This window comes from Nocardia abscessus NBRC 100374, from assembly GCF_000308455.1.
Classification (GTDB): domain Bacteria; phylum Actinomycetota; class Actinomycetes; order Mycobacteriales; family Mycobacteriaceae; genus Nocardia; species Nocardia abscessus.
In genome coordinates this window covers 13,146-30,490 of the sequence record NZ_BAFP01000259.1, presented here as the reverse complement: position 1 = coordinate 30,490, position 17,345 = coordinate 13,146, and the positions used below count along the sequence as shown (strand labels likewise).

Sequence of the window (17,345 nt, the reverse complement as noted above, 5' to 3'; positions counted from 1 at the left end):
GGCATCACGAAGAGTGCGACAGAGCCCGGACCTTCACCACGATCGCATCGATGAAGACGGCCACATAGACCTCATCCAGCGGCCGGCTGGCCCATTCCTGCATCTCGGCGATCACTTTGTCGGTGATACGAGAGATGGTCTCCTTCGATACCGACGCGCCGTAGATCTCGGCGAAATGCCTCGAGATCTCCCCGGTGGTAAGGCCTTTGGCATACAGCGACAGCACGATCTCATCGACCCCGGTCAACCGGCGCTGGCGCTTCTTGACGATCTGGGGTTCGAAACTGCCATCGCGGTCACGGGGCACCTCGATCGGCACCGGCCCGGTCGTCTCGGTCAGCACCGTCTTCGTCCTGGTGCCGTTGCGCACGTTCGCCGAGTCCCGCTCGGCTGGCGCCTGGTTCGGTTCGAACCCTAGGTGTTCGGTCATCTCCTCGTTCAACGCCGTCTCGAGGACGGTCTTGGTGAACTGTTTGAGCAGCCCGTTCGGCCCGGTCAGGGACAAGCCCTGTTCCTTGGCCATCCGCACCAGCTCCGCCGCTGCCAGCTCCTCGGCGGAAGCCTGGGCCTTCTTCCTCGCCACGGCATCAAGTGTCGTCATCACGGCACCTTCCCGCTGAACTTCGTTCAGCGCGTCAGGCCGCAAACACCGTTAGATCCACAGTCCCGACACCGGAAGCGGTACGGGTACCTCTTTGACAGCGATTTGGCGAGCTTGCCGAACGGGTTGCAATCCGGACAAATGCATTTCCGGCGCAGCCCTTGCTGAACGCACATGCCAAATTTGCCAAGTCTTGGCGGTGGCCCCAAACCCGACGGTTCAGTCGCGCCGCGACGTCATGTGCAGGGTGATTGCCTGTGGGGGGTGGGGCCGCGGAGTTTTTCGGTGGTGCGTTGTTGTCGTTTGTGGCCGGCGCTGTGCCACCAGGTGGTGGCTTCGGTGAGTTGGCCGCGGTAGCGCAGGCGGATGGCTAGGTTGTGCATGGCGTTGGTGTGGCCGGCTTCGGCGGCGTGTCGATACCAGGTGAGGGCTTCGTCGTAGCGGCGGGTTTTGTCGAGCATGAGGGCGAGGTTGTACATGGCGTCGGTGTCGCCGGCTTCGGCGGCACGTTGCCACCAGTACTCTGCCTCGGTGTCTTCGTGGGCTCGGTGCAGCAGATCCGCGAGGTTGCTCATGGCGATGGTGTTGCCACGGTGGGCGGCTTCGAGGTAGAGGGGGTGTGCCGCGCGGAGTTTTCGCTGGCTGTGCAGCAGGTGGGCGAGGTTGTTCATCGCGCCGGGGTGTCCCTGCGATGCTGCAGTGTGCCAGGTTTTTTCGGCTTCGGTGAGGTCGCCTTGTTCGGCGGCACGCTGGCCGTCGGCGAAGATCTGCTCGGTGGTGCTGTCCGGGGTGGCGAGCGGGTCGATGAGCAGCGGGGTCACGGCGTTGTCGGGTGTGGGCCGGTGGCGGGGTGGGGTGAACAGGCGCAGGTTGCCGGTGATGTTGACGCTTCGCCGCACGGGGCGGGGATGGCCGTTGCGGTGCAGGATTTGGTCGATGTTGCCGTAGAGCTGGTCGAGTGTGAGTCCGGTGCTGCTGGTGGCGGCGGTGAGCAGGGCGCCGGTGAACGCGGTGTGGCGCTGGCCCTCGGGCGCGACGGAGGTTTCGTTGCGAGGGGAGGAAGCGATGATGTAGGTGCCGTTGATGTCGATTTGGCCGTCGACGACGGTGTCGGGTGCGCTCATTGCTTCGAAGGCTCGTCCGGAAAAGCAGCAGTCGAGGATCAGGATGCGGGCGCGGGCGCGGGCGGTGGTGAGTTCGTCGCGCACCGTGGCGAACGGTATCGAGCTCCATTCGGGGTGTTCGCGGTCGCTGCCGGTCAAGCTCAGGTGCAGCCGTCCGCGCCGGTCCAGCAGGCCGTGTCCGGCGTAGTACACCAGCAGCACCTCGTCGGCGTGGTCGGCGGCGTGCGCGATGAGTTCACCGACCTGCGTAGGTGTGTCGGGATCGACCAGGGCGGTGCAGTGCTCGGTAGGCAGTGTTGCACCGGTGGGTGCGGTGAGCAGTCGGGTGAGGTCGTGGATGTTGTTGGCGGCGGCGGGGATATCGATGATTGCGGGGTGGGTGTATCGGCTCACCCCGATCAGGGCGGCGCGCCAGCCGGTGCGGTTCGGCGCGGGGGTCACTGGGGTTTGTTTGCCTGGTCGAGCAGTGTTTGCAGTGTCTGGGTGATTTCGGAGGTTTTGACGCGTTTGGCGTCGAGGGTGAGTTCGGTGTGGTCGAGGGTGAGGGTGACTGCGATGTCGGAGCGCCGGTGGGTGAACCATGTGGTCAGTGACTGGATCAGTGCGGACGCGATTCCTTGTGCACCGAGAGCGACGACGAGCACCTCGGCCAGGTCGCCCATCTGGCCGGGTCGAATGGGCGTCGTCGGCATGCTGACCCGCCCGCGCAGTTCGTCGTCGTCGTTGAACCACTCAAGCAGACCGAACAGCTCGTCGGTGCTGCCGTCGGTGCGGATGATCAACTGGTCTTGGTGTTCTGGCATGCCATGCATCCTTGTCTCGTGATTCAGTGCTGGTTCGTGTGCCGCGACGCCTCGCGGCTCCGGCGGTAGTCCTCGGCCTCGGCGAACTCGGTGAACACCAGCAGTTCTCCGGCGAGTTCCTGCAGGTGTTCGCGCACCTCGGCGGGAGTGGCGCGGAAGAATTCGCGGCGGGAGTTGACAAGGTTGACGCGCCTGTGTTTCAGGCGGCGATGCAGTTCTTCTTCGATACCGGCGGCATCGCGGTCGAAGTGCATGGCGTGCACGTCGTACTTGAACGGCACCGACGAGTTGCTCAGATCGCTGATGCGGTCGTACGGGTCGAGCCGGCGGGTCATGCCGATCTGGACCATGTTCTCGCCGAACGCGCCGATGTTGGAGATGACGTACACGTGACCGGTGCGCAGATTGCCCGCTCGGTCTGCGAGGGCGGTTCTCTTCTGTTCCAGGTCTGCGAGCTTGTCTTGCAGATCGCGTCCCTTGGCGGAGTTGGTGTCGCCGGCGGCTTCGAGCGCTGCGAGGGCGGACATGTACTGCTGATGCTGTTTCTCAAGTTTCTGTTGCTCGCGTTCGATCTCCTGCTGCGCCTTGCGTTCCTCGCGCAGGCGGTCGCGTTCGTCGCGTTCGGCCTCTTTCTGGCGGGCGAGCTTCTCCAGGTAGTCGGCAGTCAATTCCAGTTCGCGGCGCCGGAGCTGGTGATACCACGGTGTGATGCGCAACTGCATGGTCTCGCCGAGTCGTTCGATGGTGGTCGCCAACCGGTCGAGGCGTTCCAGCGCGGTGTCGACCTTGTACGGTTTCAGACTCCGGACGAGGTTGTCTGCCTCGGTGTTGTAGGCGCGCAGCATCAGCTTCGAATACTCGCGCATCAGCTTGCGGCCCTGGGCAGCAGAGCCGTTGACCTCCCAGCTCTGCGCGGTTTCGATCGCGCCGCCGTCACGCGCCGCGGCGGACTTGATTTCGCCTTGCAGCTGATCGAGCTCGGCGCGGTAGGCGACCACGTCCGACAGTGGATGACGGTATCGGTAGATACCGATCTCCTGGAGTATCTGTTCCTCTTGGGTGTTGATCACCTGCCTGCGCACACTGTCCAGGCGCGCCTGCTCCGCGGTGATCTGCGCGGCGAGTTGCTCACGGTAGCGCTGAAGCTCGGCGACCTCGAGGCCACCCACGCTGGCCAACTCGGCTCGCAGCCGTTGTATCTCGGCCAAGGCATCGGCCAGATCCTGAGATTGGCGCTTCGCATAGGCTCGAGTGCCGAACATCGGCACCTTCGCAACTGGGGCCACGCCCCGCGGGGGCTGGGCAGCAACGTCTGCCGCTGGGACGGGTACCGGGTCGCCGGTCCAGTCCACGCCGTTCCAGTATCTGAGAAAGCCTAGATTCTGCGGGTCTGGATACCAATTCGCGGGCGCGGAACTCATGATCTTCCCCCTCACTGCAGTCGCCCCTTCGAGAATGCCATCAGCGACCCGCGCCGCACGACCCAAACGCACGATTGCGGGCGTTCTCAGTGCGGTCGTCCTACGGGGTCGTGGCGTTCGACACCACGGCGCTGGCGGGCGACGCGGATCGTTCTATGGCTTCGCGCCGACGACTTCGAACCCCTCGCCGCGCGGCACGCCTCCGCGAGAGAGGGTATTGCCGGGCCGGGTCGGTTGTCGAGACCTCACCTGGCCTTGGGGCCGGAGCGCGAAGTCACGCGCTGGTGTGGGCCGCCCTCTCTGGGCAGTCGAGTCGACCGGTCGACATACATCTCAGACCGCCGTAGTATCGGTGTGGGTCGCATGTAGCCATAACGTGAATCCTGAAACTTTCCGGCGCTCAATGTAACTGAAAATTTTCTAGAGCGACGAGCTCTCCTGTACTGATCTTCGAGCCGGACCCCCTAACGCATCCTGAGTCGAATAGCGCGGCCCCGCAAGGGCTTCCCGCAGTGTTGTGCTGCTGGAGGCGGTCGCCTATTCCACGAAGGGTGTTATCGAGGTGGGTACCTCCAACAATCTGATGGTGGCGCTGGACACGCTGAGCGATCAGTATGTCTGCGCGCCAACCGATCCCGAAGATCCTCGCCTCGAGGATCTATGGACCCATGGCTACACCGGTGATCGAACACTAGTGTGCGCGCTGTGTTACGCGGGAGTCGGCGCACCGCCGGGCACTGTGGTGCCGGTGGTGGTGAAAGGCCGGGTCGGCGGTATGCGCCGACCGCACTTCGCGCATCCGGCGGTTCGTGGGCCCGTGGGCGGTGCGCACGATCCGGAATCGGTGTGGCATCTGGTCAGCAAGACCGTTCTGGCGGAGTGGTCGCGAACCCAGCCGGGCGTCATCGACGTCCGCACCGAGGTATGGCTGCCCAACCATGAGCGGCGATGCGATGTGCAGGTGGTGTTCGCCGACGGCAACCGAGTCGTGCTCGAGGCGCAACGTTCGCCTGTGACCGATGCGGATTGGAGCCGCCGCCACCGCGACTATGTAGACAGCGGCGTCGTCGATGCATGGCTGTGGCACCCGGACAGTCCTCTCCCGTGGGTCGTCCTCGCCGACACCGACCATCCGCAGCAGATGTGGCTGTTCGATCCCTGGGAACCGGCAATTACGTTGCTGGTCGGTGCACCGCACACGCGCCCGCACCCGTCAGCCGGGTCCGCTGTGGTCGACCGTGTCGAGCATCTGCCGCCGTGTATCGGCGATGATCTGCGGCCCTACCGGTTTGCGCTGCATGACGTCGCGTTGACCCCGGCCGGCGTGCAAGTACCGGTCAGCCTGCAAACACGATTGGCCGCGGCGGCCGAGCAGGAGCGGCGACGCAGCCTCACCGCCACGCCCGAAATCGCACGGATTCGTCAGTGGTCCAACACATTTGAGATTGCGACCAGCACGACGAAGATGAGGACGCGGAACGTCGAGGAGAAACTCTCCTCTGCAAGGGAATCCGTCAATTCCGCTGCGCAGGCCCAGCTCGACTGGCTCGCACTTCAAAACGCTGTGATGGCGGCCGGACACGACATCGATTACCGCGACGCCCCCAACCTGCCCCTGCCGCCGACCAAGCCGCGCACAGTGCGCTGTACGCGCTGCGCTGCGCTGATCCCACCAACTCTGGGCCCCGATGCCGTCGCGCGGTGCCCGCAACGGCATCGGGCTACCGAAGCCGCGGCGCCGGTCGAACCCGGTATCGGTGTCGGTGGTGTGGGTTATCTGCCAGCGCCCGCTCCAGCATGGCCATCACCAGACGCGGCTTGGTCGCGAACCCGACCTCGTCGGGGATGCCGGCGGCGCGGCAGCGGTCGCGGTCGGTAGTCCAGGACTCCGGCAGATACAACTCCCGGTCCACCAGGGCGTGGCCGTGGCGGGAGGCATACGCCAGGAACACTCCGATCTGGCAGTTCTCCGTGCGCCCCGCGGTGCCGGAATACTGGCGTTGCACCCCCGCCGAATGCAAGCCCTTCTTCAGGAACCCGGTGTCATCGGCGATCAGCACCGCATCCTTCTCACCGAGCCGCTCGGCCACATACGAGCGCACGTCGTCGCGGACCCCGTCGATGTCCCAGTCCGCCCACCGCAACAACCGTTGCATCCCATCCGGGCTCACCTCACCAGCCCGCTCGGCCAGCGTCCACCCGTTCTTACGCTTGAGCCCCGCCACCAGACCGGTCACATACTCCCGCGCCCGTCCCCGCGGCTCCGACCGCGTGAACCGGCCACCGATCCTCTCGTGCAGCGAATCCAGCTCCACTGCAACAACATCCACCACCACACCAGCAAGCTACCGGACCGACTGCCGTTGCAGTACTAGGGCGCACAACCGGAAACCACTTACCGCGCACAGTACGGTCTCCTCGATTCTGCGGGCCCTGAGCCGCCCGAGATCAGCACGTTCGGCCGGAGCAACGTGAGCCGCCGAGAACCGCGACATTGCGTTCTGCTACTGTCCGCAACCACCTCTCAGACGACGCGGCTATCGAGGCGTTGAGCGCATTGCAGTCCGCTGCCGACGGCATGTGCGAACTCAGCGTCGACATCCCCGAGGCCAGTAGGCAGTGGCTGCACGACCAGGATCGAGCGACTGGCAGGTCGCGGCCCTGTCCCGGGCCGGCACAGCGTCCTGAAGATGATCGGCGTCCAGCAGCCGTACCCGCCACCGCGAGCGGTGGCGGCTCAGGCCGGTGACGACTCCGATCCATGGGCTGCGCTCGACGCCGGGTTTCACCGACCCGTCCAGCCGCCATCACCAGCACCCACGGCAACGGAAATCTCCGCCCAACACGATGTAACCCTCGTTTGGCGGCTGGGTCAGTCCAGAACATCGGCATCCGGCAGTGGACTGTTCTGACACAGCTGGCGGCCCCGGAACTCGCTGACTGCGTTCGAGTCCGGACTGGGACCCCAGTAGGTCCGATACCGGTCCGTTTCTTACCTACATTCCCCCAATCGAAGCGGAATTCGGACAACCGAGATCAGTTCTGCGCTAGTTTCAGCTCCTGTGCTGGAGCCTTCTCCGGTCCAGTGTCGAACTGTTTGCAGGGGAGTCTGACAAATGAGCAGCGCCGCGGACCGCGTCAGCGGTCATACTGGAACGCGCAGACCGCCGGCCCGTCGAGCCGTACTCACGACCTGGTTGTTCGCCGTCGCCGTGGGTCTGGCTTCGGCCTTGGCCCCGCAAGCCGCCGCCGCTCCGGCCCTGATTGCCTGCGGCGCAGGTGAATACGAAAACGTCGATCGTGTCTGCGTCCCGCGCCCGGAGCAGGCTCCCGCCGCCCCCGACGGGGCAACCGCCCAATGCAAGGACGGCACCTACAGCTTCAGCCGACATCGCACAGGCACCTGCTCGCACCACGGCGGCGTCGCCCGCTGGCTGGTTGACCTGCCGTAACCACCGGCAGTGCCTCACTTCCTTTCTCGTCTGAATCTGGCCACGACGAAATCGACCGGATCGCCCTGACCATGGCCGAGGCCCTGTCTGCCCTCGTGCCCAACTGGCGGGAGCTTGAGCGCCACAGCCAGCACTCGACCGAGCGAGCTGCCCACCGGAGAAGAGAAACCTGACAATGGCGTTTGTCGGCAGGACCAAGAAGGCTCAACAGCAGTTCGAGTCGCCCGAGGAGATGTATCTCAGCGGCACACTTCCACGCACTACAGAGGCGGTGGACGGACTGTGGCTGCATCAGGGCGATGTCATCCGCGCCTACGCCGAGCATTACCAGAAGTCTCCCGATCTAGCGCTGGAGCTGCCGACTGGGTCAGGTAAGACCATCCCCGGCCTCCTGATCGGCGAATGGATTCGCCGCAAAAACGAAGGCCCGGTCATCTATGCCACGCCGACCAAGCAGCTGGCCCGCCAGGTATTTGCCACCGCTCAGCGTGAGGGCGTACCGAGTCAGCTACTCATCGGGTCGGCCCGGAACTGGAACGTCGCCGAGCAGAGCGCTGTCGAGGGTGGCGAGGCGATCGGGCTCGTAACGTACAGCGCAATCTTCAATAGCAGCCCGAAGCTGCCCGAGCCGCGCCTCATCATCCTTGACGACGCCCACGCTGGTGAGCAGTTCGTGGGTGAGGAGTACGGCGTCACCATCCGACGCTACGAGGCCACCGAGGCTTACCTTTCCGTCCTGGAGGCGTTGAAGCCATTCCTGTCCGGCCTGCTGCTCCAGCGGCTCCAGGGACAACCAGATCCGGGTGCCCATCATCAGGTGCGCCTGATACTCCCTGCTGTCGATGAGCAAGCGCTCGCCAAACTCGACGGCGCCCTTCTTAAGCTGCCCGAGCCGTACAAGTTCCAGTTCGCCATGATCCGTGGCGGTCTAATGTCGTGCTGCGTCTACCTCTCGTACGGCGGCATCCAGATTCGCCCTATGATCCCGCCGACCTTCGAGAACAAGGTGTTCTCGCGAGCGGGTCAGCGGGTCTACCTGTCGGCGACCCTCGGCTCCGGCGGTGGACTGGAGCGGGCGTTCGGTCGCTCCGAGATCACCCGCATGCCGCTGCCGACGAAGACACCGCCGCGCTCCGGTCGGCGCCTCTTCGTGTTCCCGGACCTGGCCAAGGGCGGCGACAGCGTGGCGCTGACTCAGCGCATCATCGGGATCACCGACAAGGCGCTGGTGCTCAGTCAGGAGACAGTTGCCAACGCCGAAGCTGCAGCTCGGCAGCTCGCGGGCAAGGATGTTCCGGTCATGGGCCGCGACGACGTCGAACACGGTCTGGAGGCCTTCGCCAAGGCGCCAACTGGCGTCCTGGGGCTCGCGAACCGCTACGACGGGCTCGACCTGCCAGGCAAGGCGTGTCGCGTCGTGGTGCTCGGTGGCAAGCCGGACGCCGTGGGTCTGCAGGAGAAGTTCCTCAGCGAACGCGCCGAGGCGAATGTGGCGCTTGCCGAGCGGCTGCGCACGCGCATCGTGCAGGGGGCGGGTCGAGCCACTCGGGGGCCGAATGACTACGCCGTGGTTGTCGTTCTGGGATCAGACATCACTCGGTACTTCTCACGACCGGACAACCGGGAAGCGCTGGAGCCCGAGCTGCAGGCTGAGGTCGAGTTCGGCTGGGAGAACAGCCGGGGTGCCGACCCCGAAGACATCATCGACAACATCAAGGTATTCCTTGAACACGACGCGGACTGGCGGGAACAGGGCGAGCCCATGGTGGCCGAATTTCGCCAGGACGCGATCAAGGTCGAACCGTCGGGCTGGGATGCCCTCGGAGAGTCAGCGGCGCTCGAAGTCGAGGCGTGGCAGCTCGCCTTCCGTGCTGACTGGCTCGGTGCAAGCGAGAAGATGCAGGAGACCGCGCGCAAGGTCGGCACAGGCGGCGACGCCACGCGCGGCTACCGTAGCCTGCTGCTCTACATCTCGGCCGTGTGGCTTCACCTCGGGGCGCAGGATGAAGCGCAGCGAGGACGGTCGCGCCAGCTCGTCCGTGACGCGGCGAAGGCCGCGAATCGTGGGACTTGGCTCCAGGAGATGCGCGAGTTGCCGGGCGAGGAAGAGGTTCCGCTCGTACCGATGGATGTCGTCGCCGTCAACGCCATCGCGGCACGGCTGCGGGGGAAATTCCGGCCGAACCGCATCACCGACGAACTGAAAGAGATGCGCCTTGCGCTGGCCCAGAATGAGGCGACAGCCTACGAAGGTGCGCTGACGAGGCTCGGGACGTACCTAGGGGCAGAGGCATCCAAGCCGCCGGGTAACGGTCGGTGTGACTCCGCGTGGGAGTGGGGCACGGCGATGTGGATGACCGTGGAAGCGAAATCAGGAGCAGCATCCCGATGGGCTCCTGCCGCTCCATGACATCCGGCAGGCCAACACCCAGCTCGACCAGCTGGCCGGAGATCGCGGCCTGGATCACCCGCCTGCGGGGAGTCCGGCGGTCATCGTGTCGGATCGGCTGACGGTCGACCCCCGACATGCGCCGGCGGCCAACGCGAACGTCTACCTGACGTCGACAGAGGTCGTCCAACAGATCGCTGGAGACATCTCAACCGTCTGGAGTGATCTGCTCACGAGTGCCAGCGGCATCCCGTCTGAGGCGGCTTTGCGCAAGCATGTCCGGGCCGTCATGACGGAGAACGGTTGTCTCCCTAGCCAGGTAATCGACCGGCTGACTCAGAACCGGATCCGGCCGAGCGAGTGATGGAGCGTGAAGCGGTAGCACGGCTTTGTCGGTGCGGCTTGCGAGAATAACCGGGTGAAGTTCAAGCGCCGAAATCTCGAAGCACTGGCTGACCTGGTGGTCGGTAACGTCGGCCGCGATGACGCTGAGAACGAAGAGGAGGCGAAGTACTTTCAATATCGCTCCAGCATGTACATCACTGAGTTCTTTCGTGAGCTGGACACGGATTACGAGCACGACGGCTCCACACGCCACCGCTGGGTTGCGGACGTTCTGGAGGAGATGCTTGCCGAGCCTCACGACGGTCCTACCCGCCCACCCGAGATCTTCTGTCGCCTCATCGACCAGCTCATGAGCCCGGCTGAGCGGCACAACGAAGGACCGGATCGTCCCCGTGCACTGGCGCAGCTCAACGAGGTCCTCGGCCGCGAGGGCTTCGAGGCGTTCTACGGCGAGGACAAGCACTGCTACCTGCGCCACGTAGGCACCCAGACCGTCACGGTGCTCGCTGCTAACCCGCACCGACCGTTCAGCAAGGCTGAACAGGAGCGACGGCAGCTCCTGGCTACCTACCTCGACAACTGCAGAGAGGACGACCTCATCGAGGAGGTGCTTCTGCCGCTGTTCCGTCAGCTCGGGTACCACCGGATCACGGCCGCGGGCCACAAGGACAAGGCGCTGGAGTACGGCAAGGACGTCTGGATGCGCTACACGCTACCCACCCAGCACACCCTCTACTTCGGCATCCAGGCGAAGAAGGGCAAGCTCGACGCCTCGGGCGTCACCAAGGCCAGCAACGCCAACATGGCAGAGATCTACCACCAAGCCCTCATGATGCTGGCGCACGAGATCTTCGATCCGGAGACCAACCGGCGAGTCCTAGTCGACCACGCATTCATCGTGGCTGGAGGAGAGATCACGAAAGCGGCCCGCAACTGGCTCGGCAACGCACTCGACGCGACCAAACGCAGCCAGATCATGTTCATGGACCGCGACGACATCCTGAACCTCTACGTCGTCGCCAGCCTGCCGCTGCCCGCTGGTGCACTGCCACCGACGCTTGCGAATCCGTGGGCGGTCAAAGGTGACGAGCCGCCCTTCTGACCAATCCGAAGGTCTGAGGAGATCGGTCGTCGCCTTGGAGGCCCCTCTTCTCTGGCGGGCTCACTCCGAAGAAGTGATCGATTTCCTGGGCGGCGCGCCGGATTACGCGTTCAGGTATGCGAACGAGGTCCGTGTGCATCTCCCCCACCGTCCTCCTCGAGATCGCCGGTTGGCAACCAGAGCGCAGAGACGCCAGCATCGCCCGTTAATAGCGGATTTCTGCCTGGATCACCGACTGGCTACCAGAAAATCGCAGGCCATCCCCGTCCCCATGTTCGACACGCCCCGCCGAGGGCACCAACCTGCGACGCGGGGCTCACCCAGTCAACGGAACGCTCCGATCGGCGGTGGAGGCACGGAGACCAGGGTCTTCATCAGGCAAGGTTCTTCTCCTGAGAAGCTCCGCCTGGCCGGCATCGTCACCTCTCCGCCGCCACCGCGAGTCGTTGGGATCTTTCTGCATGGCGAGACTCGACCCCCGCCCTCGTGACACCGGACCATCTGGCCTCCGTACGGGTCGCGGGCCATTCGGCTACGTCGGCGCGTGAGGATGGCTACACCGCGTCCAGGGGCCGGATCCGGGAGGATGTGGTGAAGACGTGCCGGGCGCGAACACGCAGCTAGCCAGAGGGTTTCGGTGGCTATAACCGCCACCGAAATTCTGATGCCGAACACCGCCAGCTTCGACACACTGATGCAGTGGGATATGCCGACGATCCGGAGGGATACAAGCGGGCAGTCGAAGCCAAGCTGCAGCCAGAGAACATCCGGTTCGCCTTGATGTTCGCCAGCCTGCTCCAGATGATCCATGAGCGGCTGAAACTGGTTGTGCTTGACGAGGTTCGCGAATTTTACAACGTGGGCTGGGATGACTCCGGCCGCGGCATCATCAATGAGGACGCCTACCAGCGCAACGTGCTGGATCTGGCGCCGAAGAACAAGTTTCGGGCTTCGCTGCTCTGGCTGGTCAAGTCCGAAGCCATCACCATGACGCAGGCGGATCGGCTGAACGATATCTACAACCACCGGCACGCCGTCACCCACGAACTCATCAAGTACATAGTCGATCCGGACGAGCGGCTCGACACCGATCTGTTTGTCGAGGCAGTGGAGATACTAAAGGCCATAAAACGGTTTTGGGCAGGCATCATGGTGTACACGACGATCGACAACCCGGCGGAAGTCGATCTAGATGAGGTTTTCACGCTCGACATGATGGTGCTGCAGCACTGTGTAGACGCGGTGATCGAGGAGACGCGGGAACGCTCCAGCGAGTAGCGGCGACGGACTCGACCTGATCGCTGCCCCTTACCGGGCTCACAGCACGAAGGACCTCCCCGCGCCCGGCGAGTGTCCGCAGCCGATTCGGCAACCGCCCCCGCAGGGTTCGCCCTGACCGCTCTACGGCTCCGTGCGGGCGCCGCTCCATGCCTGGTGGTCGGCCCAAGGCACGATGGAGACGTGGGAGATCATGGATTGAATCTGAGGCCGTTCACATTTCTCTCGAATGCGTACGTCGCGACGTACCTATCGCTGATGGACGACGTCCGGAAACTGCTTGTTGCGCACCCGGCCCAGAGCGGATCGCCCGGTCGACCGGCGGGCGACACGGGTCCACTGCTCCGGTCGGCGATCGTGCTGCTGCACACAGCGTGGGAGAACTACGTCGAGCAGGCTGCGATCGAGGGGCTCAATGAACTCTTGAGACGAATCGGTTCTGACCACGCGAAACTGCCACATCGGCTGCGCTCCGAACTTGGCAAGGTGAAGAATCCATGGGCGCTCGCTGGCGACGGGTGGCAATCCGAGGCCCGCGCCGCGGTCGAGCTTGAGGCGCTCCGCCTCAACACTCCGAACGTCGCGAACACAGAGAAGCTACTCGACCTCGCGATTGGTCTCCCGGATGTCCTCCACAACGTTTCGTGGAGAGGCGCCAGTAACCAGAAAGTGCGAGGCAACCTTGACGAGTTCGTCCACAATATTCGTGGCGAAATCGTACACAAGGGCATGACGCGAGGGCCCCTCCACAAGGGTGGCGTCGAAGCGTGGATCAAATTCATTAATCGGCTTGTGACACAGATTGATTCGCAGATCCTTGACCACTTGCCCCCCAGAGAGAAGTAGAGGGTCAGGCGCCGGCGCGCCGCCACTTCGGCGCGGCCTTCACGAGATCGTCGCATCCCTGATCGGCTGGGCCGCCGACCATCACGACGAGATCCGCGACCACCGCGACCAGGCCACTGCCGTACGCCCTGAACTCCTGGTCGCAGCATCCGAATCGGACAGCTTCGTCATCCCCCGGCGCCATCAGTGGCGACTCCCAACCCGAGCGCGCCGCGCCCTCACGGCGCTGCGCGACGCCGCGCTCGCACCTCGCCGCCAAGCCCCGGTGCCTCGGTCCGTGCACGGTGACCCGCAGTTTGCACCCAACGCCCTGGCCGAACGCATATGGGCTATCCACAGCGAGCACCGCCCCTTCCGCACCACAGTGGCGTGGGGTAACACGGCGGCGACTGCCCGGCGTGCACATCTACACCCGCATCACCCAAGCTACGCGGTCTCAGCGGGCTTGGCACAGCCTGTAGCGCCAAACCTCTTCGCCAGCGATCGGGGGCGCAGGCCGATCACTAGTGCGACCCTGTACAGGGTCTCGCTGCCGACTGCTGCCGCATCGTCCGTCGCGGCGGATCGGAGTGGTCTGCAGGCTTGCATCTATCAACAACAACCAAAACGGGGGGTTTACGTGGGGCCAGGGCCGAAAAACAGGTCAGGCCCAGTCTAAGACTGGGCCTGACCTGCTATTTCTGTGGAGCTAAGGGGACTCGAACCCCATCCTCTACTTCACAGAAACGCCAGGTCAGCAATATCTCGCGTGGTCATCTTCGCTGGTCACATGCCCTTTCAGGACCGTTCGCGCCGATTCGTGACTCACGACTAGCGTCCGAGTGGTGACGGCGTCAAATCGCAGTTCACCACGCCGCCCCTCCCTGGCGGCGTCACCACCCCCTCGAGCGGCTCTGGCAGCGTCGAGGAGGACTGCCGCCGCAGGTCTGTAGCCGATCTCCCCCAATCCGAGCGCGTCGGCCCGAGAGAACAGGCACCGGACGTGTCGACCGCGCAACCCTCGTTCATGTGTCCGCCTCGCGCGCGCGATGGTGCGGTCCAGCGTTCGATCGGTGAGATCACAGTCGATGCGCGGTACACCCAGTGGCTCCTCGTGCCGGTTCGGTGTAGATGTGGTCCGTGCCAAGGGCTTGGGCCGAACGGAGAATCTTGCGGGCCTACGCTGCCGCCTCGCAGATAGTCGAGATGTTCGCAGTGACACGATGCCGCAGATACGCGAATCGCCGTCGTGCCCAAGTGCGTCAGCGGTCGGTTCTCATGCTTGGGATCGTCGCTTCGGGGCTTCGCGCCGAGATGGGTGGCGCCGGGCAGACTCCACCGCCAGGACAACCGCCCGGCCCACCGGTTTCACGGGTGTACCGGTGCGCGCATCGGTTGGCATGGCCGACACTCGGCTCGGTTCCGACCCACTCCCCCCGCGAAGGCTCGCTGTCTCGACGGCGTGGCGCACGGCGAGTGCTCGATCGCGCCAGCAAACTAGTGAGGATGACCAGCGACTTTCCCGATAGCCTGAAACTCCGTGCCGCACATAGGTACTGCGGCAAGCAATCCAGCTGGTACTGGGGCTGGGTAGCAATTGATACGTCTGATTCCACAGCGGTCGGCATTGTCACAGCCATGCGATTCGATACACCCGTGCCCGGCGTCCGGCTGCCCTATGCCTCGGTGAACATCGTCTATGCCCGTCGCTACCCCGGTCTCGGCGTCGGTCTTCTCGTTCACGCACGCGATGAACTGGGGCGATCGGCTCCCGACCCCATCACGCTGTACAGGACAGGGGAATCCACGTCGAAGGGAAAAGCGGCGTGTGACGCCGCCGACCTCCCGCTCGACCCCGTACGGCAACACCTACTCGATGCGGGCAAATCGACGCCGTTGCCTCCGTACAAGGAGGAGGTCGCCACCTACTGGGGGCGCCGACACCTCAAGACCGCATCCGACTGGTTCTGTGTCGACGCAATCGCTGCCAAAGCCGAAGAAGTCGACCTGCTGAACCGGCTTCCTCCAGGGTTCCCCTACAGTTCAGAACCTTCAGAGTGAGACCTTTTCTCCGAGGGCACAGTCGAACTACATTCCGACGAACAACCCGCTCACTCCTGTTCGTCTGGACCTGCTCGAATTTGACCAGCGTCGATGCGGGTAGTCTCCGCCCTTTGAGACCTGGATCAACGCTGCGAAGGCGTCGCCGCGTCGAGTCCGCCACCGCCTCGGGTCTGATCATGGCTACCCTGTCCGCTGGTGTCGCGATCCTGTCGTCCTCGGTATGTGGTGACGATCCCGCTCACCTGCGCTGTCACCGCAGCTCTCGCGCTGGCTCCGGGTGTGCTGCCGTGACCAGCACCGACCCGAAGCCGTCACCCATCCCGGTGTTCACGAGGCTCTCGATGTACCTGGTGGACGAGGGGCGGCACGCACGATGTGCAGTGATCGGTTCGGTGAGAACGTAAGCGTCAGCGTGTCCTAGCTGGCCAGCTCGTTCCCGCAAGTCGAGCGCTGCTGCACTTCGCCCGGCCCGATCGGTCAGCGTGTGCCCATGATCCCCGTACAGCAGTCGGCGGCACCGTAGCGTGCGGTGTTCAAGATCGAACCCGGCCAAATGAAGCGTGACTTCGTCAACGCCGCAGGTCACGAAGACCGTACCTGGCGAGCACGGCCGCTGGCCCCGCAAATCATCGGCGGTAGTCCCACGCTGCCTTGTCGCCCCGACACGCCACTGGGCCCTCGACCAGATGCGGTCGAGGGCCCAGTGGTCTCGGCGGACTAGAGGACGGGCGCGTTGCTGGTGGGAAGCAACTGTCGGATCGCGTCGGCGACGTGATCCACGATCGTGATGGTAGAGACGGCGACGTTGTGGACGTCGGCGGCGTCGCCGGTCATCACGATGACCAGGGCGCACAGCGCGAGCCAGGCGATGACACAGGCGCTGGCGGCGTAGACGATCTTGGTGATGGCTTGCATGAGGCATTCCTCCTCTCGGATGCTCCGGGCACATCCTTCGATTGAAATGTGCTGTATATAGAGCTTTTTGGAGCTCCGGAGGGGAAGAATCAGTGCGGATGAGCTGCCGGGCCGATCGGCTGCTCACGCAGGTCGATACCGATCAGGTCGGATGGTTGGGGGATGATTTCCGGATGAGTGCGGATAACGTGGCTCGGCGGCCGGTTCGGCGGCATCGCCCGGTGGCCTATCCGGTGTTGGCCGCGGGACCATTGCGCGAGTTGAAGGCGGAGTTGGAGGGACTGCACCGTGCGGTCGGGCAGCCGACCATGGAACAGATCCGGGCGCGGATCGAGAGACTCGCCGAGGGTGATGAGGAGTCGGATCCGTCGGCGACGCCGTCGGTGGACACGATTCACAAGGTCCTCACCGCGCCGACGTTGCCGGCGAGCATTCACAGCACGGTCGCGGTTGCCGCGGGTTTGGTGTTCTTCCACCAGGTAGCCAGCGAGGCCCCGGTGGTGCGTGGGAATCCCCGGATCGAGCGAATCCGGGATTTGTGGGCTGCGGCGAGCGTGGCGCGGCCGCCGCTCGGCGCCCGTCCGGTGCAGCAGTGGGATCCGATCTTGCTCGGTGTGCATCGGCCGATCGAGGTACCCGGAGCTGTCGGACAGCTGCCGACCTATGTGCCCAGAGCCGTCGACGCGGACGTCGATCGGTTCCTCGACAGCGCTGCCGAGGCTGGTGGCTTCGTGTTGATGGTGGGTTCGTCGTCGGTCGGTAAGTCCCGCAGTGCGTGGGAAGGGTTGCAACGGCGATTGCCCGACTGGTGGTTGGTACGTCCGAGCGATCGGGCTGATCTCAAGGACCTGATGGCCGAGGTGTCGGTGCGGTCGATCGTGTGGCTCGACAACCTGGATCGATATCTAGACCGCGGTGGACTCGACGAGATCGTTCTCGGCCGTTGGCAGCAACGTAACGAGCCGGTTGTGGTCGTGGGTACATCTGGGAGGAGACCTATCGCGGGTATCTGCCGATAGGGTCTTC

General features: G+C 64.4%; 13 protein-coding genes and 3 pseudogenes. 8 read left to right on the top strand and 8 right to left on the bottom strand.

What is annotated here, in order from left to right; genetic code table 11:
- Positions 1–25 precede the first annotated feature (25 nt).
- The 5 genes and pseudogenes from ON19_RS32240 to ON19_RS44880 form a co-directional block, all read right to left on the bottom strand.
- Positions 26–604: pseudogene (locus ON19_RS32240) on the bottom strand (IS256 family transposase); the annotation flags it as partial.
- 233 nt (positions 605–837) lie between these two features.
- The gene (locus tag ON19_RS32235; RefSeq protein WP_043701456.1) at positions 838–2,166 is read right to left on the bottom strand and encodes a caspase, EACC1-associated type; all 1,329 of its coding nucleotides are present in this window, start codon (positions 2,164–2,166) and stop codon (positions 838–840) included.
- Positions 2,163–2,528 carry an effector-associated constant component EACC1 gene (locus ON19_RS43025; protein WP_043701455.1) on the bottom strand — a complete coding sequence of 122 codons (366 nt, stop codon included), beginning with the start codon at positions 2,526–2,528 and terminating at the stop codon, positions 2,163–2,165. Before ON19_RS43025 ends, ON19_RS32235 begins: the two co-directional genes overlap by 4 nt.
- Positions 2,529–2,551: 23 nt before the next feature.
- Positions 2,552–3,790 (bottom strand): SNIPE associated domain-containing protein, encoded by a 1,239-nt coding sequence (locus ON19_RS32225; protein ID WP_043701470.1) that lies wholly within the window; start codon positions 3,788–3,790, stop codon positions 2,552–2,554.
- A gap of 60 nt (positions 3,791–3,850) precedes the next feature.
- Positions 3,851–3,949 (bottom strand): annotated as a pseudogene (locus ON19_RS44880) (DUF2510 domain-containing protein); the annotation flags it as partial.
- A gap of 583 nt (positions 3,950–4,532) precedes the next feature.
- Here ON19_RS44880 and ON19_RS40990 point away from each other — a divergent pair.
- The gene (locus tag ON19_RS40990; RefSeq protein WP_306307068.1) at positions 4,533–5,828 is read left to right on the top strand and encodes a competence protein CoiA family protein; all 1,296 of its coding nucleotides are present in this window, start codon (positions 4,533–4,535) and stop codon (positions 5,826–5,828) included.
- Here the strand turns inward: ON19_RS40990 and ON19_RS32215 are convergent.
- Positions 5,731–6,285 (bottom strand): annotated as a pseudogene (locus tag ON19_RS32215) (IS701 family transposase); the annotation flags it as partial. The gene ON19_RS40990 and the pseudogene ON19_RS32215 overlap by 98 nt on opposite strands.
- A gap of 780 nt (positions 6,286–7,065) precedes the next feature.
- Here ON19_RS32215 and ON19_RS32210 point away from each other — a divergent pair.
- From ON19_RS32210 to ON19_RS32185, 5 genes are all read left to right on the top strand, one after another.
- The gene (locus ON19_RS32210) at positions 7,066–7,401 is read left to right on the top strand and encodes a DUF3761 domain-containing protein (protein WP_051169523.1); all 336 of its coding nucleotides are present in this window, start codon (positions 7,066–7,068) and stop codon (positions 7,399–7,401) included.
- Positions 7,402–7,576: 175 nt separating this feature from the next.
- On the top strand, positions 7,577–9,811 hold the full coding sequence (locus ON19_RS32205) for a DEAD/DEAH box helicase (RefSeq protein WP_043701447.1): 2,235 nt from the start codon (positions 7,577–7,579) through the stop codon (positions 9,809–9,811).
- A gap of 397 nt (positions 9,812–10,208) precedes the next feature.
- Positions 10,209–11,237 (top strand): hypothetical protein, encoded by a 1,029-nt coding sequence (locus ON19_RS32195; protein ID WP_043701442.1) that lies wholly within the window; start codon positions 10,209–10,211, stop codon positions 11,235–11,237.
- Between the two features lie 699 nt (positions 11,238–11,936).
- Positions 11,937–12,515 carry a hypothetical protein gene (locus ON19_RS32190; RefSeq protein WP_043701440.1) on the top strand — a complete coding sequence of 193 codons (579 nt, stop codon included), beginning with the start codon at positions 11,937–11,939 and terminating at the stop codon, positions 12,513–12,515.
- Between the two features lie 183 nt (positions 12,516–12,698).
- A complete protein-coding gene (locus ON19_RS32185) occupies positions 12,699–13,361 on the top strand; it encodes a HEPN domain-containing protein (RefSeq protein WP_157229941.1) in 663 nt (220 codons plus the stop codon).
- A 4-nt stretch (positions 13,362–13,365) separates the two neighbouring features.
- On the opposite strand, the gene ON19_RS42415 is transcribed toward ON19_RS32185, so the two are convergent.
- The gene (locus ON19_RS42415) at positions 13,366–13,698 is read right to left on the bottom strand and encodes a hypothetical protein (protein ID WP_157229940.1); all 333 of its coding nucleotides are present in this window, start codon (positions 13,696–13,698) and stop codon (positions 13,366–13,368) included.
- Positions 13,699–14,846: 1,148 nt separating this feature from the next.
- Between ON19_RS42415 and ON19_RS32175 the strand changes: the two genes are divergently transcribed.
- On the top strand, positions 14,847–15,401 hold the full coding sequence (locus ON19_RS32175) for a hypothetical protein (RefSeq protein WP_157229939.1): 555 nt from the start codon (positions 14,847–14,849) through the stop codon (positions 15,399–15,401).
- Positions 15,402–16,121: 720 nt separating this feature from the next.
- On the opposite strand, the gene ON19_RS32170 is transcribed toward ON19_RS32175, so the two are convergent.
- Positions 16,122–16,319 (bottom strand): hypothetical protein, encoded by a 198-nt coding sequence (locus ON19_RS32170; RefSeq protein WP_043701432.1) that lies wholly within the window; start codon positions 16,317–16,319, stop codon positions 16,122–16,124.
- A gap of 173 nt (positions 16,320–16,492) precedes the next feature.
- On the opposite strand from ON19_RS32170, the gene ON19_RS32165 reads away from it, so the two are divergent.
- The gene (locus ON19_RS32165) at positions 16,493–17,338 is read left to right on the top strand and encodes a hypothetical protein (RefSeq protein ID WP_157229938.1); all 846 of its coding nucleotides are present in this window, start codon (positions 16,493–16,495) and stop codon (positions 17,336–17,338) included.
- The last annotated feature ends 7 nt before the right edge of the window (positions 17,339–17,345 follow it).

Excerpts from the sequence above, each read along its gene's own strand:
- ON19_RS32210 (WP_051169523.1), top strand. The coding sequence starts at position 7,066 with ATGAGCAGCGCCGCGGACCGCGTCAGCGGTCATACTGGAACGCGCAGA.
- ON19_RS32175 (WP_157229939.1), top strand. The coding sequence starts at position 14,847 with ATGACCAGCGACTTTCCCGATAGCCTGAAACTCCGTGCCGCACATAGG.
- ON19_RS32225 (WP_043701470.1), bottom strand. The coding sequence starts at position 3,790 with ATGTTCGGCACTCGAGCCTATGCGAAGCGCCAATCTCAGGATCTGGCC.
- ON19_RS32170 (WP_043701432.1), bottom strand. The coding sequence starts at position 16,319 with ATGCAAGCCATCACCAAGATCGTCTACGCCGCCAGCGCCTGTGTCATC.
- ON19_RS32165 (WP_157229938.1), top strand. The coding sequence starts at position 16,493 with ATGAGTGCGGATAACGTGGCTCGGCGGCCGGTTCGGCGGCATCGCCCG.
- ON19_RS43025 (WP_043701455.1), bottom strand. The coding sequence starts at position 2,528 with ATGCCAGAACACCAAGACCAGTTGATCATCCGCACCGACGGCAGCACC.
- ON19_RS32205 (WP_043701447.1), top strand. The coding sequence starts at position 7,577 with ATGGCGTTTGTCGGCAGGACCAAGAAGGCTCAACAGCAGTTCGAGTCG.
- ON19_RS40990 (WP_306307068.1), top strand. The coding sequence starts at position 4,533 with ATGGTGGCGCTGGACACGCTGAGCGATCAGTATGTCTGCGCGCCAACC.